This window comes from Vibrio sp. HENC-03 (assembly GCF_000305755.2).
GTDB classification, from domain to species: Bacteria; Pseudomonadota; Gammaproteobacteria; order Enterobacterales; family Vibrionaceae; genus Vibrio; species Vibrio owensii.
Window position 1 is genome coordinate 569288 of sequence record NZ_JH976124.1, and the last position, 20488, is coordinate 589775.

Here is a 20488-nt window from a genome sequence, read left to right on the forward strand (position 1 = left end):
TCCAAATCAAGAATCGACAACAAAGTATACAAGCCAAGTCAACTCGCCCTTCGGGAGCGTGTCATTGACCCGATTTCTGCGTCAAACAACTTGGAAAGAGCTAGCTATTACGCTGCGTTGTTTTCCTTGACCTCGAATCAATGACAACGCTCTGAATCCTGCATCTTGAAGTCACTTGGGTATAACAGTAATTTAAGAGCTTATGTTTACCTTTAAACCTGCAATCATCGAGATTGCTCACCACCAAATCACCCTTTCACCTGACGACCAAAATCTGGTTGAAGTGGCACGCAAGGTCAAAGTGAATATCGCCGCACCTTGCTTGAAGAACAAACGTAAACACGGTTGCTGCCATGCATGCAAAGTGGAAGTGGACGGTGAGCCTCGTTACGCTTGCAAGGTAAAACCTAAATCGGGGATGAAAGTCGTGGTGCGTCGGCCTGATCTTGATGCAGCAAGAAAAGAAGCCGTTAAAGCGTACAAGCAACAAATAAAGACAGGCGAAACCACACCTTGCCAGTGCGGTTAAAACCGACAATCGAGTTTACCCTACCGAGCAAAAACAAAGGGCGACACGAATGTCGCCCTTTTTGATGATTATTGTTGGGGATTTAAAATGATGGTGGTGCGTTTGGCTTTGCTACCAAAGGCCTGTTTCGCTTTCGCCCTCACCTCTTCTAATGTAACGCTTTGCGCTGCTTTATCAATGTCCAGCAAGACATCAAGCCCGTAATCATGCACTAAGTAGCGAGTGTATGACCAACTGCGTTGTCCCGGATTGTCATCCATATCTTTCATAGAAACAGCAAGTTGTTTAGCGGCCGTATCGACTTCTTTTTGCGTGATATTTTTCGCTAGACCATCAAAGATTTTATCCAGTTGAGCGTCCATCTTGTCGACGTCTTTTGGATCGATTTGTGATTCAAAGAACCAATCCGAAACTTGTTCTCTATCTTGTGTAATTGAGTAGATACCAGGGCTGTAATCCAAGCTTGCTTCTTCACGTAATTGTGCCGTAACACGTGCAGCAGCGATGCGTTGCAGCATGTCTTCAACCACCGTATCACGTGCCATTCTCGGAGACTCTCGTTCATTGGTTAAACGCAGCAAATACAGCGAAGATGGCTCGTTACCTGCGGCCATGACCAAACGACTTTTCGCATTGGGATCAAACTCAATATGGTAATCGACAGGCGCGGCCGGTTTTAGATCAATCGATGCAACATACTTGCGCAGCAGCGGTGTGATCTGCTCAGGTTCGACATCGGCTACGATGATCATTTTGTAACCGTAGTTATGCTTGAACAAGGCTTCGTGCATCGCAAACACTTGATCCGGTGTGACGTTCTCTGCGCCATTGATGGACAAAAGGCGATGGCGACTGTTCGGCAAGTATGCGTTTTCATTTGCGGCTTTAATCCACTGGCCCATTGGTGATTCAAAGAAAGCACGTCGCTGCTGAACGTATTCACGTTTTACCGCTTCGAGTTGACGCTCATCGACTTTGATTTCCGTCGCCACGTTATACAGACCATTCATGGCACTGGCTAAATGTGCTTTGGGTGTGATGACCTCAATACCGTGATTCGTCGGTCCAAGGATCGGGAAGAGTGAAATGTCGTTTTTGCGTAAGTAGCTGTCGAGTTCAGAGCCTGAGAAATCCCCCAACCCACTGCGTGCCGCTGCCATGGTCGCCACTTCAAACGCAGGATAGAGTGATTTATCAAGCGCAGCCTTGCCACCTTGGCTAGCTAAGTAAATGTAGGCTCGGTTCGCCGCTTTCTCATCTTTCTGGAACCAAACTTCGATGCCATTTGAGAGTGAATAAACTTGGAAACCGCCTTTCTCTTCTCGAACGGCGGTGATGTCACCTTCTTTAGTTGGCTGAATAAAACCATCGGTTTTCGCGTACATCTCAAGCGGCTTTTCACCGGCTTGTGCGTAAGCTGCGCTTAACAACGCAAACTCACCTGCGAACTGTTCTTTGCTTTCTGTTCTACCTAACCCCACCACAAAATTCACCGGTTCCGATAACAGGGCTTCTAGCTCGTTGTTCGCGTGGTTAAGGTCATTAGCAGCGACAAAGGTGGCTAAGCTTTGCTCATACCCTTGTTTGGATTGCGATACTGAATCTCGCTCCAATTGATACACTCGCGCTTCTGCATAACCAGCAGGCTTTCGCTTCGCCCAATCAGCGTCTAGGTTAGACAGTTCGCCATACCAACCCGACATCACGCCATCCAGTTCCTCTTGAGTCACACCGTAATCACGCAGCGAGGTCAGAGTATTCAAGAAGATTTGTTGGATGCTGTCACGGCGCTCAGGAGCAAAAGACACCCCCGCCGACATCATGCGATGATAGTTGGAAGAATAAGGTTGCGCATAAGCGTATTGGAACGATTCGGCCGCATCATTCAACACCGTCAGTAAGCGTTGTTGGATCAGCTGGGCACTCAACTCATCTTGCCAAGCTTTGTGTTGTTGCTGCATGGTTTGTCGAGTAACAGAATCCCGATCAATGACCAAATGTAGGCTCGGTGATTCCATCTTACTGCTTGGTAAAATGCGATTAGCGTTATTCACTCGAATATCACGACGCTTTTCTACTGCCGCATTCGAAACACTTTCCCAGTTAGAAAACTTGTTCTCAATGATCTTTGAGATAGATTCGACATCAACATTACCTGTGACAATTAACTCTGCGTACTGTGGCTGATACCACTTGTCATAGAACGCTTTTAACGCTGGTGATGTCGTGTTTTCTATTGAGCTACGCGTGCCAATCGGATCGTGCTCCGCATAAGGCGTGCCTTCAATAGAAGCTTGGTACGCGTTAAAAGATAGGGATTTATCATCAGGCCGCGCACGACGCCACTCTCCTAAAATCACCCCTTTCTCTTTTTCTACCTGCGTTGGCTCGAACTCGATGCCATCACTGATATCACGCATCCACGTTAACGCATCATCCAGTTTACTCGGATTAGCAAGATCAAGCTTGTAGGTCGTCTGTTGATAAGTGGTCGTGGCATTAATATCTGCACCAAAGCTGCCGCCTGATGCTTCAAACAGCTTTACAACGTCATTGCCAGAAAAGTGAGTGCTGCCGTTGAACGCCATGTGCTCAATAAAGTGCGCGTAGCCTTTTTGAGTCGCGTCTTCTTGGAAGGAGCCAACGTTCATCAGCAAACGTACCGAGACTTCTTCATCTTGGGTTGGATAAATGTGGTATTTCATCCCATTAGGCAGTTGATCAACGTACCAATTCGGATCGGTTTGAAGCGGTGTCGATTGGGGAGTCAGAGCACACCCTGACAGCAACAATGCGGTGAGTAACAACGTGCTACGCATAACTATCGTCCCTAATAATAATCAATTGAGGCAATATATCGAGCACGCCATATGCTTGATATTTAATATGAAAACTACGCCTGAATAGTAAGACCTAGCTCACATTTTATAAAATGAGAAGGTTTTACAACGTCTTAGATAACACTTCGCTACTAATCAAGTTAGCGCAAAAAGGCAAACCACATTGTTTAATATTTGCGCACTGAAGTTAATGCGACTCAAATACGCGACATAGATCGGAATTTATTTTGACCACTAAAATATAATGTTCGCGCGAAATACCCATTTTTATAAATATAAGAGCCAACGATACCTTTATGCTTAAGAATTTATCTTTGAAGAACAAGCTGGCGATTTCTGCCAGTGCTGCCATCATCCTCGGGGGAGTGTTGGTGGAGGGGCTGTCTTTCCGTGATGCTTTGGAGCGACTTGATGTTGAAGTCGCACAACGCCTAGAAAGTACCAGCGCATCTTACAACCAATATGTGAGCGATTGGCTGCTGTCGAAAGAGCGCGCACTCACATCACTGTCACAAGACGCTGAGAAATCCGCCATTGTGACCCACCTAAAACAAGTTCGTGATTCTGCTGCGTTTGATAACGTCTTCCTTGCGTATCCAGACGGCTCTCAAGACAACGCAAACGGTGTTGTCCTCCCACCGGGTAACGACGACCCTCGTCAATGGGGTTGGTACACCAACGCGATCGCGAACCCTTCGAAAGTCTTTATGGACAACCCGACTGTCGCTGCAGCAACTGGCGCGAATGTGGTGTCTTTGGGTAAAGCATTGCAACTTCACGGTCAAACCAGCGTGCTAGGTGCAGACGTGGAAATCGGTGACATCCTAAATAGCCTGAACCAAGTGATTCTGCCTGGTGAAGGTTACATGTTTATCGCCAACGACCAAGGCAATATCTTCACCCACAATGACAGCAAACTGCTTAACCAGCCTGTCAGCAAATTGGGGCTGAACAACAGCGATATCACAGCGGCAGCAAGTTCTGGTCAAGATCGTACCGTGTCCATCAATGGCAAAGACTTCGTGGTTTACGCGAAAGCTATCGACGGCACTAAGCTAACAACGGTCACGGTTCTGGATAATGACTCTTTGGTTGCCCCACTTTACGACGCAGTTTGGGGCCAAATCATCGCGACAACGATCGTAGTGATCATCTGTGTGGCCTTGTTTAACCTGCTGTGTAACATCCTATTCCGTCCGCTTTACAACGTTTCAAATGCTCTATCGCAAATCGCTAATGGTAGCGGTGATTTAACTCAGCGCATCAAAGTCGAGAACCGCGATGAAGTGGGTGAACTGGCAGAGAACTTCAACCAGTTCGTTGCCAGCCTTCAGCAGCTTATCGGCCACATTCGTCACCAAGCGGAAGATTTGAATCATCAGTCAGAGCTGAGCACCAAACGTGCAAACCAATCTGTTGACGAGCTCAACCACCAGCAACAAGAAATCACACTTGTGGCAACGGCAGTAACGGAAATGGCTTCTGCGACGCAAGAGATCGCTTCTCACGCTGAACAAACGGCGAAAGTGGCACAAGACTCTTCCGTGAGCACACAAAATGGTCATGCGTTGGTTGTTAACACCAAAGACTCGATCAACAACCTGTCTTCGGAAGTAAACCAAGCCAGCGGCGTGATCAGTGAACTAAACCAACATGCTCAAGACATCAATACCGTGCTATCGACCATTCGTGACATTGCAGAGCAGACTAACCTACTTGCATTGAACGCCGCGATCGAAGCCGCGCGTGCAGGCGAGCAAGGCCGTGGTTTTGCTGTGGTTGCGGATGAAGTACGTGTTCTATCTCAACGCACTCATACATCGACAGAAGAGATCAAATCCACCATCGAAACGCTACAACGCACGACTCAGCGTGCTGTTACTTTGATGGAACGCAGCTCTGAACTGGCAGTAGGCTCGGTAGAAGATGCTGACCGTGCTTCTCAAGCGCTGGATGAAATCAACTCGGCAGTAGCGATGATCAGCGATATGGCGACCCAAATCGCCACCGCCGCGGAAGAGCAAACCCACGTGACCAATGAAATCACCCAAAACGTTACTTCAATCAAAGACGTGACGGACCACTTGGTTATCGGTGCAGAAGAGTCGATGAATCAGTCATCTGAGTTGAAGTCTCAAGCAGAAGATCTCAACTCGAAAGTGGCAACCTTCAAACTGGCGTAATACCCACTTCAACCCTCAATTTCAAACCCCGTCATGTTGCGGGGTTTGTTGTTTTTCTCGCCTGTAAATTCGGCTTAATTTGACCCGAAAGCCCCGAATAACCGTACATAAAAGCAACACAATCAACATTATCGCCTATCAACATCAGTAAGTTCCTCAGAGAACAGGATAGGCAAAACTTTTAGGGAAACGGCTTTTCAACCTTATTCAGAAACTTTTGAAGGGGTGCGCTTATGAATCTTATGGACCTACCCAAAAAACGGGGCAAATGGAACCTAGAACTGTGCAAACAAAGTGCAGCAAAATTCAAGACTCGCACGGAGTGGTGTGAAGGATGCAAAGCGGCTTATAGCGCGGCGTATCGCAACGGCTGGCTCGACCAATGTTGCGCTCACATGCAGCGCGTTGGCTTGAAATGGACGTACGAAAAATGCAAACAAAGCGCCTCTAAATACAAAACACGCTCCGCGTGGAATCATGGTTGTAAGAGCGCTTACCATGCTGCCAGAAAAAACGGATGGGTAGAAGATTGCTGCGCGCACATGCTTCCTTCTCGAACTGGGAAAAAGTGGACATTTGAAACCTGCGCAGAAAACGCCAAACGGTACAAAACTCGCTCCGACTGGCAGCGCGGATGCAGCGGCGCTTACAACGCGGCTAACCGTAACGGTTGGCTAGAAGACTGCTGCGCCCACATGAAACCAATCGAACTCAAGTGGAACTTATCAGCCTGTATCCAAAGCGCCCGACCATTCAAAACTCGTACGGAATGGATTAGCCATTGTAAAAGCGCCTATCAAGCCGCAAGAAATCGAGGATGGCTAGAGCAATGCTGCGCTCATATGGGCGAACCAAGAACACAAAAGAAATGGACGTTGGATGCCTGCATGAGAAGCGCGGCAGATTACAAAACACGAACAGCGTGGCAAGAAGGATGCAGCGGAGCCTACTTCGCCGCCCACCGAAATAATTGGATGAAAAGGTGCTGCGCCCACATGCGTTCTGCACGTTCAAAATGGACGCTTAAGATCTGTAAAGGCAGCGCGTCCTATTTCTCAAGTAAACGAGATTGGCTGCGCTGTTGTCGAGGTGCTTACAATGCCGCTCACCGTAACGGTTGGCTTGCAGAATGCTGCTCACACATGGAAAGACCGCGAGCAGCATGAGGAAACTACTTCGCTGCCGCGCCTGTGAGCTTACTCAGCACACCACTGACTTTGGTCAACACCTCGTCACACCCTTCAATCTTGTGGCGCTCTTTTAGATACATAGGGTTGTTGTAAGCGAGCCAAGTTTTGCCTTCTGCATCTTCATAAACCAGCACTTTTTGCGGCAAATCTATCGCGACTTCTTGAGCGCATTGCATCAACGGCGTGCCCACTTTGGGATTACCAAACACAATCACTTCGGTTGGTCTTAGATCCATATCGACCTTAGCCGCATTCTCTTGGTGATTCACACGCGCAAACACGTTTAAGCCCTTACTTTGCGCGATTTCGACAAACTTATTCGCGGTATCTTGCACCGAATGTTGACTCGCGACTCGTACTACACTTTCTTCTGCCAAAGAGGAAAACGATGCCAACACTGCGACCAATCCTACCGTTATTGCTTTTACCATCTGCTTATTCCTTATGCTTCGATCTCATTACCCAAAAACTATAGAAGCCAAGACCCAGACTCGCGACTTGTACGTGTTTGATTTTCGGCTTTCCTTATCAACAATAGACCGACTCAGAGTGAAAATTGATTCAGATTAATAAAGCGTTAATCAGTCCAACATTAAAACCGTGAAGCACATAAAATACGTGACCTATTTTACTGAGTAAGAGATAACTAGTGACACGCGATCAATTTGAGTTATTAGCCCCGGGCGGCGATCTGGATTCCATCAAAGCAGCCATTGCTGCGGGTGCCGATGCTATCTACTGCGGACTCGACCGTTTTAATGCCCGCAACCGAGCGACCAACCTCACTTTAGATAACTTGAATGGCGTGCTGACGCTAGCTCATCAGCACAACTGTAAGATCTTCCTGACTCTGAACGTATTGATTCTGGAAAGCGAAATCCCAGCCATCGTGCGTTTGCTCAGCCAATTAAACACCACCGCGATTGATGGCGTGATCGCGCAAGATCTTGGTTTGGCTTACATTCTCAAGAATCATTTCCCAGATCTAGACGTACACGCTTCCACTCAGCTCAACACGCACAACGAGGGACAGATCTTGTTCCTTAACCAGTTGACGGCGAGCCGCGTGAACCTCTCTCGTGAACTGAACATCAATGAGATCAAGCATCTGGCTCAGTTTGGTCGTGAGCATGATGTGATGATGGAAGTGTTTGTGCACGGCTCTTACTGCATTGGTTTCTCAGGCATCTGTTACATCAGCTCTGCGCGTAACGGCGCTTCGGGCAACCGTGGTCGTTGTAGTCAGCCTTGTCGTGAGCAATATGAATCCACCAAAACAGGCAACAGCTACCCTCTCAACATGAAGGACAACTCGGCATTTGGCGATTTAGAAGCGCTTGCCGATGCGGGCGTGTATTCGTTGAAAGTGGAAGGCCGCATTAAGAAATCTCACTACGTTTACACCGTGGTCGATAACTGGCGCAAACAGATTGACCGCTTGTGTGATGGCGTAGAACTGTCGAACGACACCACAGAGTTGTACACCGTATTTAACCGTGATTTCTCTAACGCGTTTTTGCAAGGTGATTTCGGTAAAGCGATGTACATCGACAACCCTCGCGATCACGCCGTAAAACACTTCTCGAAGATCTACAAATGCGAATCCGCCGATGATGTGCAAGGCGTGAAGAAGAAGCTCTACGACGACAAAACCGCAATCATTGAGAAGGTTGCAGAGAAGACTCAAGATTTTGATGTAACTTCAACGCAAGCCTCTGGCAACAGCCTAAAGGGCGCGATTGATGTACCAACTTTGCCAACGCTGCCTCAACCAGATATGCGCGAAGGCGCTCCGAAGCTATCTGTCTTGATTTCATCAGTAGAAGACACCGCACTATGCGAAAGCAGCAATGTCGATGTGTACTTCCAACTACCAATGGGATTGGCGGGTGAACTGAATGCGATGATCGAGTTGTTCCAAGCAAACCCAAGATTGAAACCTTGGTTCCCTGCGATTTTGATTGGTGACGATTACCAAGCCGCACGTACATTCTTAGAAGCAGTGAAGCCAGAATTGTCGATCACCAATAACTCTGGCGTGGGCATTGTGGCTCAAGAGCAGGGATTAGGTTGGGTTGCTGGCCCGCAGATGAACACGGTGAACTCCTACTCGTTCAAATGTTTGCAAGAAGAGTTCGCCGCAAGCGGTGCGTTTATCTCTAACGAGCTGAACATGAAGCAGATGCGCCACATTAAGCGCCCACACAACATGCGCAGCTACTACAGCGTTTACCACCCGAACACACTGCTCACCAGTCGCCAATGTTTGTTCCAACAAACCGAAGGTTGCCGCAAAATTAAGGTCAACAAAGGCTGTTTGAAGCGTTGTGACAAGCGCACATCGATCATCAACTTAAAAGACAATCCGTATGTGGTGCAAAAACAAAAAGGCAGTCACAACTCGATCTACAGCGAGCACAACGTGTTGAACCTACAAGTGCTGCAAGATTTGCCGCAGCTGATAACTGACGTGTTGATCGATCTGCGCGAGATCCAGACAGAAACCAAAGTCACGATGACCAAACCTGAATTGATCGATGCCTTTACCGCTCTGCTGAATGAATACAATGAGCAGCATGTTGAAGCACTTAATACCGCGATTCACCCAACGGCAAACGCTCAATACTTGAAAGGCTTGTAACGGAATCTCATCAGATTCAACTGCACAATTTATGGAAGACTTATGCACCCAATGAAGCAAGAAACACTGAGCTACTTTGATGATTTGAACTACAGCGTGATGGCGCAAACCGAAGCGGTTTATGAGCTCAAACAAAACCGTACGGGTTTAACCGTTGAGCTTAACTTCTCTGTACTTGGTAAAGGCAAATTACCCGCAGAAAGCGAACAAAGAACCGATAAAAAGCTGTATTTCATTGATATTGAAGACATCGAACGCATTGGGTTTGAAGCGCTCGAACCGTTCGTGACTGGCCTTGGTGAACATTGCTCTATGGTGGTGTTTGAAGAAGAGTTCTTTGAACAAAGCATGAAAGAGATGTGGATGTTCCTATCGAACGATCCGCGTGATCGTGACGTTTTCAACGACAGTAAGTTTTATCGCGCTTAGCGGCCTTATCATTCATGAGAGTTTAATTAGAGGCTATTCCCCCCTGTTTTGTGCAGTACAGAACAAGGGCAAAACAGCCTCTACATCATACTGATAACTCTTTCAATTAGTGTTTAATATCAAGTTGATAGAAGCTAACCTGAGTATAATCTCCTGCTTCAATCCCTTCATTTTTACAACGCACGACTCCCGTATTACATTGGTTGTAGGCGCCCGCTTTAAAGAAGAACCATTCGTTTTGATATCCAGCATCGTACTTGTTGCCGAGGTAATGCCCCTTCGCTAGGTCAATCGCAAAAGAACGAGTAATAGGCACTTTGCTCTCTAAGTTTTTTGTGAACTCAAGATACATGACATCACAATCGACTTGGATGTCGTACGCGAACTTCTCTCCAAGTTTGATGCCATCCATAGGTTCTGGCTCACCAAATCGAATCTTCGCTTTACCAAATACATTGTGAGAAATATCCAAACGGCGGTGGTAATCATCCCCTAATGCGTTATTTTCATAGTTCCAATAAACCGAACCATATTCTTGATCTGGTAATTTTCGGTAAAAGATTTTAAGGGGTTCATTGGTTCCAGCGTGAATTTGTCCAATGACAACGGAGAAAGAGTCATTATGACGGTGGTCACCACTTTGGCTGACATGGTCGACAGCGAGTGTCGCACTCATCTTTCCACCAATTGCACCAAACTTGTCAGCATTAGGGTGTGAAGCAAGAACAAAGTTATTCTCAGGTTCATAAGGCCCTATCGATGCCTTATCTGAAATTAAAGCATGAAGTTCTGACCGAGCATTACTCGAATTCGGTGTCGTCATCGCTTTGTTCGGAGCCGCAAACACCATAGCGCCACTCTCTTTATCGGTATAAAACCATGGTGCATGCTGATAACCTTTATTCAACTCGGCTTTAGAGATTTCCATCACTTTACCTTTACGCTCAGGTTTTGTGTCTTCCATCGGAATCACAATTTTCCATTTGGACAAATCAAAGTTTTCGGATGGCGCTTTGCTTGGATCAAGCTGTGCCATCGCATGAGAAGATATTGCCGAAATGGTCAACGCTAGTAGGGTTTTAGAAGTAATATGCATATTTGTTTCTCTTTATCGTTATATTAAAAGTCCGCTGCGATAAAAGTGCAGTGAACTTGAGGTATTACTGCGGCTGGAGAATGTGCTCCTTGGTTCCAAGACGAAGAAAAGAGTCATCCCACTGAACAATGGCTCCCTCGTCATCAAGGCGACAACACAACTCGGACTCCTTTGCACAGCTCATCACAACACGATGAGTCAAGCGAGCAGGTAACTGCCATTCCAGATGATGAATTTGCTTCTGAGCATCCGATTCCACATCACCATAGAAACCATCAGCGTCATTGATTTCTGGCACTAGCTGAGGGCTACTCAATGCCTCTCCAGTAAGCGTAAGTTTGTATTCAAGGTTTTCCTGAAGAAGGTGAATACTATCTGTACCAAACTCAACTTGGCTCGGAGTATGCAAGCGCCATTGGACCTCTTTCGCTTCAGTTAACTCAATATCATCAAAAACCACTATTCCTTTATCTGCGCATTGAACAAGCGTGCGCCAATAGTGTTTGCAGCCTGTGTAAGCTTTCGTTAGGTCAAGAACGACGTAACTGAAGCCAGAGCCATTCTTCTGTTTAATGAGATGAGCAATACCAGAAGGGCAATCCAATTTTTGCCCCACCCCTGCAATTAAAGGTAAGTTGTGCGCTTGAGTGGTTCGTGTCCACAAACTGTGATGTTGGCTACCAAATCGATAACCATAGCTGCCACTTGGCGTTAAAATATTTTGTCCATGATCGACAAAAGCAAAATTGCCTTGATCAGCATGACGGTGTGAGCTATTGCCAAATTGACTCGCTCGGTAATACAAAGCCATCTTGCTTTTCGACAACTTGCCAAGGCCCGCATAGGAATAGTAAATATGGTTTAAGTCTCCGGAAGGCTCCATGACGCAGCTAGTCATCTCTCGATGCTGCAACTGAGGGATGGTCGGCACAACATCTAACAAATGCAGCTTGTAAGATTCAATACCACTCTCTAGCACGCGGTCCAAATGGCGAGCAGTCTGATCGCCGAACCTTTGCGCATAAATACGTAATGGATTTTGAGCGAAGAATCCCGGCCACTCTTTACCTTCTCGCTGGCACCAAAAGCCGTCACCAAACGGATGAATACGTTCTTGAGTCGCCACAAAGTCCACCGCAAATTTGACGTAGTTCTTGTAGAACGGATGATTGTAGAAAGAGAATCCGCTTAAACGTTCTACCGCCAGAAAAAACGGATGGTGCCACTTGGTGTATGACGAAGAGTAAAAAGGCCCTTCCACCCAACTACCGTCGGCTCCTCCATAAAATGGCAAGACACCACGATAAATCATCAATGCATAGTTCAACCAACGTTCACATGTCGTGACATCAAACTCTTTGTGCAAAGTAAGAGCTGCAATCCCTAAGTAAGCCGGAAGCCTTGATGTATGAGAATGACCAGGGAACTGCTTAAACTGATCTTGCTCTAGCCTTTCTTCCATCTGAAACGCTAAACGAACCAGTAACGGTCGAACAAAATCACATTCTTCAGCCGTTAATAAAGGCGACAACCAGTGGTAAGCAAGATATAAATTCCTCGCTAGAGACAGGCCAACCTCATCTCCCCAAGTGCATGGACGAAGTAAAGAGGCTGGTCCCTCTGGGCTCCATTCAGCTAAACGCAATAACAACTGACAAGCTTGGTAACCCGCAGTTTCATCTCCCCAAACTCGGTAGAGCAGAGTTAAGGCCATCAAATCACGGTCAATCCAGTTGCGCACATTCGCAATGGCAGTGCGCTTTCCTTCTTCCAAACCTCTGCGATAGTGATTTGGGTATTGAATGGCTTCAATATCAATATCTTCAACACTTGCAACAAACTTCGGGCGTAACTCTGAAGAAGCAATTTTTACCGCTGAGATATCCTCATTAAAATAGAGCAGGAACTGGTCATGCCCATCACACAAAGCAAACAGTTCTTTAGCCGTAGGAGCTAAATATGCCTCTGTTTCAGCATCAATAGAAAACTCATTCCAGTGAGACAACTCGCCACTTTGTTCACATTTCACTCGCCAACGGTAACTTCCTGATTCAAGAGAGAAATCCAACTGCATCGGTGATTGAACATGCTCCCAATGCCATGATTGCTTTCCGCCTAGAGCCTCTAATTCAATACTATATAAGGCTTCATAACACTCATGTGGCCAGTTGAAACTTGGCGGATTCACCACGGCCGAGTGCTTCGTTGGTGAAGTAAATAACTGAAAGTCATGCTTTCTTGTTAGAGATAACATTGATTACTTACTCCTCATTAAACCAATGATATTGGCCTGACTCAGGATCAATACGACCAACCTGTTTAGCTGGCGTGCCCGCGACTATCGCATAAGCGGGAACATCTGACGTGACAACTGAATTTGCACAGACAAGCGCACACTCTCCAACTTTCGTTCCAGGAGTAATAACGACACCAGTGGTAAGCCAAACTCCTCTTTGAATAACCACTTTCCCTTCTTCCCAGCAGCTGCGTCCACTGAAACAATTTGTAACGGGGTCAAAAACGTGGTTACCAGCAACGATAGAAACATGAGGGCCAATTGCGACATCTTCACCTATGGAGACGTCACCATTGATGTAGCTATACAGGCCAACATAGCTCCGTGGGCCGATCTGATTCTCGCCAATACGCACAATGGCTCCTGGCGCAATACGCACGTTTTCATTCGTGAAACCAAGAATCTGAGCGCGAGCTTCATCATCCTGTTTGTTGTTACTTTGAGTGGTATATAAGGTGAATTTGCGAAACTCTTCATCACTGAGTTCGCCGCCAAACTTTTTTTGTACTGACATAGGAGTTCCTTGGGCTGAACGAATCAGCCCATGTTGATTAAGCATTATTAATTGCGGAGACTTGAGTTACTGAGCGGTTAGCTCTTTTAGAAGCGAAGAGAAGTAGCCCCCCAATACCTCCAATGATTAGAGCAACAATCAAGAACAACATTCGTCCCCACATAGGATTTGGAATAAGGACTAATAGAGAGAGGAAGACAGCAGCAATCAGAAGCATTTTTCCTAACATGTCGCGCTGTTTATTGTCCATTGCGATACTTGTTGCGCTGTCTTCAACCACCACTTCAGTATCAACATTGGTAAAGAAACGATTCACTTCCTCTTCTCGCTCTGGAGCATGTCCTTTATAAAAGAACTGAGAAAGGACAAAGAACGGTAAAGTAATCGACATATGACCAACCACACCTAGCGTCACTGACTTCATTTCTGCAAACTCACGTGCCGACAGAGGTTGGTCAAGTCCAAGAATGCTTTGCATCATCTCTGGTGTAATAACAAACGCAATAATCGCGGAAACTACCATCCCCACTAAAATCGTTCCCCAACCAGCCCAATCAGGTGTTTTTCTGATGAAGAAACACATGATAGAGGGGATAAGAACCGGAAACCCGACCAAGGTACCAACAAGCATCATGAGGTCAAAAAGGCCAAACTGCTTTAAAGAAGTAAGGAACAAAGCAGAAATAATAATGATGATTCCAAACGCGGCAGTAAGCACTCGACTCGCATTCATCAACTTCGCTTCTGTTGCGTCTTTACAGAAGTAAGGTTCGTACACACTTTTTAAAATGATCCCTGCGTTACGGTTTAACGCAGAATCCATCGATGACATCGTTGCGGCAAACATAGCAGCAAGCATCAACCCAACCATCCCGACAGGCATCTCATTCTTAACGAACATGTAGTAAGTTGCGTCTGCGACTTTGCTGCCTAGACCTTCGAGTCCCCAAGTACTGGTATCAGGGTAATGCCCCGCAACAAACCACGCAGGTAAGAACCACATCAGAGGCCCAATGATCATCAAACTACAAGCTAACAACGCAGCTTTTCGAGCATTCTTAGTATCTTTTGATGCAATAAATCGATAAGAGTCCACCATGTTGTTGGTGCTGAAAAACTGCTTAACAAAAATACAGATAAACCAACCAACAAATAGGTAAGAGTAGCTATACCCCTCTCCAATGAGTTGCTGTGTCGGTAAACCTACTTCAAGTAAGTTGCCAACCCCACCTGACTTCCAGATAGCAACCATTGCTGCGATAAACGTCATCACAGTAATGATGATCATCTGCATAAAGTCTGAGGCAATAACCGCCCAACTCCCACCAACTAGAGAAATAAATAGAACGACGAGTCCAGCGCCAACAATGGTCTGCTCTAAGGGCACACCTATCACCGCACTAGTGAAAACAGCTAAGCCATTTAACCAAATAGCGGCTTGAAGCACGCTAAGAGGAACGTTAGCCCATGTAAAAACTTGCTCATTAACACGGCCAAGACGCAAACGTACGCCCTGAATAGGACTGATAACGCGCATTTGTCGAGCTTTCGCCGCAAAGAATAGATAGTTGATAAAATAACCAAGGGCGTTAGCGAAGAATACGATCGCCACTGACATGCCACTAGTCAGAGCTTTGCCCATCAAGCCCGTGAATGTCATAGCGCTCAGCGCCATCATGAAGGCACTAGAGCCCACCATCCACCAAAGCATCTTACCGCCACCACGAAAGTACTCACTTGTGTTCGCTGCTGCTGAGCGAAATACCCAGCCTAATCCGATGAGGAAGGCGAAGTACCCTAAAACTATGATTACATCGATGTCCATTTTTCGTTTCCTGTTTTTGTAGGGAGGCACACACATCTCAATTACTCAACACGTTCTAATCGACATGTTTCAGATACAACTGAGACTTACACCATAAACAAAACTAAACGGACTTAAAGAAAGTTGGAAATAGTATTAATGTATAACAATAATACAAACAAAAAATAGGCACCCGATGGATCTCAAAACACTCACTACCTTTGTTACAGTTGCGCGTTTAAAGAACTTCACTGCAGCCGCTCGAGAACTTCACACGGTACAACCCACTGTATCTCGTCATATTTCTGATCTGGAAAATGAACTGCAAACAAAACTGTTTGATCGTACGACCCATCAAGTAGATCTGACTCCATCAGGAGAAAGATTACTGCCAGAAGCCCTACACATCATCGAAAATGATCAACGAGTAAAGTCTGTAATTAAACAAGTAGATTCTGATGAACATCAGGAGATTAAGATCGGTTATCTTGCTACGGCTTGTACTTTTTTCCTTCCGGATCTGATTAACCGCTTTCGAGTGAAGCATTCGAGTTCCCAATTGCGTCTGTATGAAATGACACCCGCCGAGCAAGTTGAAGCCATGGTTGATAATAAAGTCGATATCGTTTTTAGTCGTGAGAGCCATCATCTAGACGAAAGTTATTTTTCTTCTTCTCTTGTCTACGAAGATACTTTGATAGCATTGCTCCCCCGAAATCACGCTCTCGCTTCGAACGAAAACATCAATATCGATGACCTCCACAATGAAAATCTTCATCTGTTTCATCGCAATGAGTGGCTGGGTGTCTATGAAAGGATAATTCGAGTTTGCAGAGAGAACGGTTTTGCTCCAAATGTGGTTGGAAATCCGATGAATATGCGCCACCTGGTAACAACAATCTCTTCTGGATTAGGTATTTCTATCGCTCCTCGATGCATCAAGTTCATTGCCGACGATAGTTGCGTTTGCAAACCAATTAATCAAATCGATATTCAACTTCCTTTGACGGTCTATTTCCGTAAACACAACAAAAGTCGCATCGTCGATGAATTTATTTCACACACCATTGCTGAAAGTACAAACATACAAGCAATGTTATAAGCTGGAACGATCCGCGTGATCGTGACGTTTTCAACGACAGCAAGTTTTATCGCGCTTAATCCTTTCAAGGCGATTTTGCTCTTGATTTTTACGTCTTGGATGGCCGTTTTGAACACCAAAATCGCCATCCAATTTATCACTTTATCCCGCTTATTCTGACTCTGTACCAGCTTATTTTTGGGCTCAAGATCCACTTTTCTCATCGTATTAGCAATTCATTTTATTCGCCCCAACAATGCTCTCCCACCCAACCAAAAGCATTAACCAAGCAAATACTCTAACCACCAATAATTGACACCAATATTCATCCCAACCAATAAATTAGCTCAATTTATAAACCTAAGTGCATATGGTGATTTTTTTCTGAATCGGCCTTCAAATTTTGAGTTGTTTCTTTTCATTTGTAACTGGATGTAAGCAAAAAATATGAGTGATTTCGGCAGTGGTTAGATCAAGGGGCTTCCCTCTCTTTGTGACGTTTGCTTAGTGTTTGAAGTCCTCGCCGGAAATCCCCCACGAATAGAAAATCAACAAGGACAGTCACTTAGCTTTTTAAAGCAAGTGATGAGGATTCAACAATGAAGAGAACAACAATCAGTTTGATGGTAACCGCGGTGCTCATGGGTTCCCCAATCATGGCCACCTCTGCACTCGGCGCAACACAAGAAAACATCATAACGGCCGCTCAAAGCGAGTCAGTCTCTGCCACGATAAGCGTGCCACAGGTTGACCAGTGGTACTCACAAGCGCAGGTCGATTTGAAGAATATCTCAGGTCAGCAATTAGACTTGGCGGACGCAGAGATTTGGGTTACCTCAGACAAAGACGCGACGGTGAATAGTTCATGGGGCGCACCTTTTAATGTCAGCAGCCCTGCTCCCAATACGTTTGTCTTTACTCATGACAGCACGTCACAAATTCTAAACGATGGCCAAACGGCTCAAATCTTCTTTGGTCTCAATGCTACCAATGGTGATTACATCGATGGAAACGACGTGCATGTCGAGAAGGTGATCATCAAGAATGATCCTGCGCTTCAAGGCAAGATCACCTTACAGGCACCAAGTGCACCACACGCCAGCCTAGCCGCAGCCTCGATTTTGGTCGAGGGTGAAAACTACAGTGAGACCGTGTCTGTGCCGTGGGGAAGCAGCTTCGTTCTAGAGCACCTCCAAGATGGCGAGTATCAAGTCACCGCGCAAGATGTAGCGAGCGAAATGGGGATTGCCCACGCCTCCTCGCCAACCTCAACCGTGACTGTGGATAGCGATGCAACACAGCCTAGTGTCTCCGTGCAGTACGATGCGTTTATCTACTACGCGACCATCTCGCTCACCATGCCTGCACTGGACGGCATTACGGCAAACCTAACCACAGATGCCACCGTGAAAGCGGCAGGCACGCAAGACGTTGAACGCAGCCTAGTGGTGCCATTTGGCGGCGAGATCGACATCAGCAAGTTGCTTGATAACCACAAATACGATCTCTCCTACTCACCTATTACGGTGAATAACGTGCTTTACCAACCGAGCGACAACCTCGATATCTTGGTCAATAAAGACAAGGCGACAGAAATCAGCACCAATATTGTTGAAACACCTATCGCCAGTGACGACTTCACTACCGTTCAAGCAAGCATTGTCGACTTACCTCAAGAAGCGATGCCAATTGTGCTCAACCTTGTTGCGAAAGATGGATCTAGCCGCTACAGCTACGAGATGACTAGCTCGCCATTCACCTTACCTGACGACGTTAAGCCGGGTGAGTACGATATCCAAATCGATTCGGTGTTTGCTGGAGACACGCGTTACGCCTACGACGGTGATGACTCTGTTTCTGTCACGCAAAGCGATGCTCCGTTGTTACTGACGCTGCCATTTCGCGAAGCGATGAGCCTTGCAGTCAAAGGCTTCCCAGACTACGTAGCCAACGGCACAGTGACGAACGACAGCGAACAGACCACCAATGACATCGGTGCAACCAAGGTCAATGCCATCTTCAAATACGCTGGCTTGAGTGGTTCTGGTGATCCGGGCGTGATCTTGCCGAAAGACGAGCTTCCGCTGCATAGAACCTACGCGAACGCACAAAGCGCTTCAGAGCTTTCAGGCCATCACGTACTACCAGTGATGGTGGTTTACACCGCAAACGCAAGTGGTGGTGCAAGCTGGACAGACTTAGTCGATGATGAATTGCTCTACAAACATTACGCGACCTTCATTACTCAAGCTATTGCGGCGCAAGAGTACGCGGCTGGTGATGGCAGCTCGCCAATGTCGTTTGTACTTAACCCTGACTTCTTAGGTGAACTACAGAAAAATCCAAGCCATGTGGACGATCTAAACCAAGCGGGCGCGGTCAATGTGAATGACCAACTGGCACGTGCGTTGGATTACATGAAGACGACTTACGGTTATCAACCGCCAGTGGCCGTGCCTCAATTCGAGAACACACTGAAAGGCTACATTGCGTCACTCAACTTCATCATGAATGGGTTGGCAGAAGACGTAACTTACGGCTGGCAAATCAACTTGTGGGCGGTAGGCTCAGCCAACTGGATTCACCAGACCGACGACCAATCAGCTGACAAAGGCCAAGAAGTGGCGAACTTCGTAAACTCGTTGGATGTTTACACTGGCACTTACCAACCAGATTACATTGTGTTCGACAAATATGAGCGCGACGGTTTCGGCTCAGAAGCGATCGCGAACTACGCGTACAACGCCACCAGCTGGACGCGTTATCTATCGTATGTGAAAACCATCAGTGATGGCGTTGAGTCTCCGGCCATGATTTGGCAAATCCCAGGAGGTCACATGCCGACTCAAGATGAAGGCAATACACTGATCAACGTTGAACATGAGGCGTCTGGCGGCTCTTACTTTATGGGTGATGCGCGCATCGGAACGGACATCAATAACGTACGTACTGGCCTACTCGACAAGCAGCTCAATCCAACCACTTACAACGGTGCGAGTAACGTTCGAGAATTGTTAGAAAAAGATGCGGGCTACGACTGGTCTCATGTGGCTATGCAAGACCTACCGAAAAGCAACGTATTTGCCCTTTTGTGGGGTGGTGGCTCAACTACGGCGGTAGTTACCATAGGCTCAAACGGCACGGACAACGGCTGGCTAGACAACAAAGTCGACGCTTACGCGCAAAACCCAACGTGTTTGGTTGGCAACGATTGTGACGGCTCAATTTGGGGTGGTGACGGCGGCGATAAGCCACCAGTCGATAATAATCCACCAAGCGTTTCACTGTCTCCGAACTATCAGGTAAACAGTGGCGAAAGCGTAACCATCACCGCTAACGCTTCTGATCCGGATGGCGATGTGATTAGCTATCAATGGGAGGTTCCTTCTGACCTGACAGTTGTCGGCGACACCAATAGCGACAAGTTAGTGGTAACGGCTCCGGTCACAGACCCAGACCTCACCTTCACGATTTCATTGCAGGTTTCTGATGGCGAGCTAAATACCTCAGATTCAACTTCATTGAAAGTCATTGGTGATAACAGCGGTGGCGGTGATGGCATTTGTGCCGACATCCCAGAGTTCGAGCAAAGACAGTACCAACCGGGCGAACAAGTGACCTACCAAGGCAGCTTGTATGAAGCCGACCGTTGGACAGACTCGACTCTCACTCCTGCTGACCCATACTCAGGCTGGACATTGATTGACAGCTGCTCGTAACAGGCTGATTAATCAGCATTAACCATCCAAATTCATAACATCCGATACCGTCTTGATAGGCGGTATCTTTTTTTGTTCTCCAGCGCTACGTGACCACTCTAAATCTGCCATTCTGTTCTAGACTAATAAGAAGCCGTGTAACGCCTTGTAAGCTAATGCTTTTACT

Annotated in this window: 13 protein-coding genes; 7 read left to right on the forward strand and 6 right to left on the reverse strand. The window is 46.6% G+C overall.

Annotated features, from left to right (window positions below):
- Positions 1 to 202 precede the first annotated feature (202 nt).
- Complete coding sequence (locus VCHENC03_RS09900) at positions 203 to 529, forward strand: (2Fe-2S)-binding protein (protein WP_009706586.1); 327 nt, start codon at positions 203 to 205, stop codon at positions 527 to 529.
- Between the two features lie 68 nt (positions 530 to 597).
- On the opposite strand, the gene VCHENC03_RS09895 is transcribed toward VCHENC03_RS09900, so the two are convergent.
- Positions 598 to 3348 (reverse strand): M16 family metallopeptidase, encoded by a 2751-nt coding sequence (locus tag VCHENC03_RS09895; protein ID WP_009706587.1) that lies wholly within the window; start codon positions 3346 to 3348, stop codon positions 598 to 600.
- A 317-nt stretch (positions 3349 to 3665) separates the two neighbouring features.
- Between VCHENC03_RS09895 and VCHENC03_RS09890 the strand changes: the two genes are divergently transcribed.
- Together VCHENC03_RS09890 and VCHENC03_RS09885 are read left to right on the forward strand one after the other, a co-directional pair.
- A complete protein-coding gene (locus VCHENC03_RS09890) occupies positions 3666 to 5552 on the forward strand; it encodes a methyl-accepting chemotaxis protein (protein ID WP_009706588.1) in 1887 nt (628 codons plus the stop codon).
- Between the two features lie 233 nt (positions 5553 to 5785).
- The gene (locus VCHENC03_RS09885; protein ID WP_009706589.1) at positions 5786 to 6718 is read left to right on the forward strand and encodes a hypothetical protein; all 933 of its coding nucleotides are present in this window, start codon (positions 5786 to 5788) and stop codon (positions 6716 to 6718) included.
- A gap of 5 nt (positions 6719 to 6723) precedes the next feature.
- Here VCHENC03_RS09885 and VCHENC03_RS09880 read toward each other — a convergent pair whose 3' ends face one another.
- A complete protein-coding gene (locus VCHENC03_RS09880) occupies positions 6724 to 7173 on the reverse strand; it encodes a DUF302 domain-containing protein (RefSeq protein WP_009706590.1) in 450 nt (149 codons plus the stop codon).
- Between the two features lie 218 nt (positions 7174 to 7391).
- On the opposite strand from VCHENC03_RS09880, the gene VCHENC03_RS09875 reads away from it, so the two are divergent.
- Both VCHENC03_RS09875 and VCHENC03_RS09870 read left to right on the forward strand, forming a co-directional pair.
- The gene (locus tag VCHENC03_RS09875; RefSeq protein WP_009706591.1) at positions 7392 to 9383 is read left to right on the forward strand and encodes a peptidase U32 family protein; all 1992 of its coding nucleotides are present in this window, start codon (positions 7392 to 7394) and stop codon (positions 9381 to 9383) included.
- Positions 9384 to 9425: 42 nt separating this feature from the next.
- Entirely contained in the window at positions 9426 to 9812 is a 387-nt protein-coding gene (locus VCHENC03_RS09870) for a hypothetical protein (protein ID WP_009706592.1), read from the forward strand.
- A gap of 106 nt (positions 9813 to 9918) precedes the next feature.
- On the opposite strand, the gene VCHENC03_RS09865 is transcribed toward VCHENC03_RS09870, so the two are convergent.
- The 4 genes from VCHENC03_RS09865 to VCHENC03_RS09850 all read right to left on the reverse strand — a co-directional run bounded on the left by VCHENC03_RS09865 (position 9919) and on the right by VCHENC03_RS09850 (position 15543).
- On the reverse strand, positions 9919 to 10908 hold the full coding sequence (locus VCHENC03_RS09865; protein ID WP_009706593.1) for a polysaccharide lyase family 7 protein: 990 nt from the start codon (positions 10906 to 10908) through the stop codon (positions 9919 to 9921).
- A 64-nt stretch (positions 10909 to 10972) separates the two neighbouring features.
- Positions 10973 to 13162: a heparinase II/III domain-containing protein gene (locus VCHENC03_RS09860; RefSeq protein WP_009706594.1), complete on the reverse strand. Its 2190-nt coding sequence runs from the start codon at positions 13160 to 13162 to the stop codon at positions 10973 to 10975.
- A 7-nt stretch (positions 13163 to 13169) separates the two neighbouring features.
- On the reverse strand, positions 13170 to 13718 hold the full coding sequence (locus VCHENC03_RS09855) for an acyltransferase (protein WP_009706595.1): 549 nt from the start codon (positions 13716 to 13718) through the stop codon (positions 13170 to 13172).
- A gap of 37 nt (positions 13719 to 13755) precedes the next feature.
- Complete coding sequence (locus VCHENC03_RS09850) at positions 13756 to 15543, reverse strand: sodium:solute symporter family transporter (RefSeq protein WP_009706596.1); 1788 nt, start codon at positions 15541 to 15543, stop codon at positions 13756 to 13758.
- Between the two features lie 175 nt (positions 15544 to 15718).
- Here VCHENC03_RS09850 and VCHENC03_RS09845 point away from each other — a divergent pair, with 175 nt between their 5' ends.
- Both VCHENC03_RS09845 and VCHENC03_RS09840 read left to right on the forward strand, forming a co-directional pair.
- A complete protein-coding gene (locus VCHENC03_RS09845) occupies positions 15719 to 16624 on the forward strand; it encodes a LysR family transcriptional regulator (protein ID WP_009706597.1) in 906 nt (301 codons plus the stop codon).
- A gap of 578 nt (positions 16625 to 17202) precedes the next feature.
- On the forward strand, positions 17203 to 20322 hold the full coding sequence (locus tag VCHENC03_RS09840; protein WP_009706598.1) for a PKD domain-containing protein: 3120 nt from the start codon (positions 17203 to 17205) through the stop codon (positions 20320 to 20322).
- The last annotated feature ends 166 nt before the right edge of the window (positions 20323 to 20488 follow it).

Excerpts from the sequence above, each read along its gene's own strand:
- VCHENC03_RS09900 (WP_009706586.1), top strand. The coding sequence starts at position 203 with ATGTTTACCTTTAAACCTGCAATCATCGAGATTGCTCACCACCAAATC.
- VCHENC03_RS09895 (WP_009706587.1), bottom strand. The coding sequence starts at position 3,348 with ATGCGTAGCACGTTGTTACTCACCGCATTGTTGCTGTCAGGGTGTGCT.
- VCHENC03_RS09890 (WP_009706588.1), top strand. The coding sequence starts at position 3,666 with ATGCTTAAGAATTTATCTTTGAAGAACAAGCTGGCGATTTCTGCCAGT.
- VCHENC03_RS09885 (WP_009706589.1), top strand. The coding sequence starts at position 5,786 with ATGAATCTTATGGACCTACCCAAAAAACGGGGCAAATGGAACCTAGAA.
- VCHENC03_RS09880 (WP_009706590.1), bottom strand. The coding sequence starts at position 7,173 with ATGGTAAAAGCAATAACGGTAGGATTGGTCGCAGTGTTGGCATCGTTT.
- VCHENC03_RS09870 (WP_009706592.1), top strand. The coding sequence starts at position 9,426 with ATGCACCCAATGAAGCAAGAAACACTGAGCTACTTTGATGATTTGAAC.
- VCHENC03_RS09865 (WP_009706593.1), bottom strand. The coding sequence starts at position 10,908 with ATGCATATTACTTCTAAAACCCTACTAGCGTTGACCATTTCGGCAATA.
- VCHENC03_RS09860 (WP_009706594.1), bottom strand. The coding sequence starts at position 13,162 with ATGTTATCTCTAACAAGAAAGCATGACTTTCAGTTATTTACTTCACCA.
- VCHENC03_RS09855 (WP_009706595.1), bottom strand. The coding sequence starts at position 13,718 with ATGTCAGTACAAAAAAAGTTTGGCGGCGAACTCAGTGATGAAGAGTTT.
- VCHENC03_RS09850 (WP_009706596.1), bottom strand. The coding sequence starts at position 15,543 with ATGGACATCGATGTAATCATAGTTTTAGGGTACTTCGCCTTCCTCATC.
- VCHENC03_RS09845 (WP_009706597.1), top strand. The coding sequence starts at position 15,719 with ATGGATCTCAAAACACTCACTACCTTTGTTACAGTTGCGCGTTTAAAG.
- VCHENC03_RS09840 (WP_009706598.1), top strand. The coding sequence starts at position 17,203 with ATGAAGAGAACAACAATCAGTTTGATGGTAACCGCGGTGCTCATGGGT.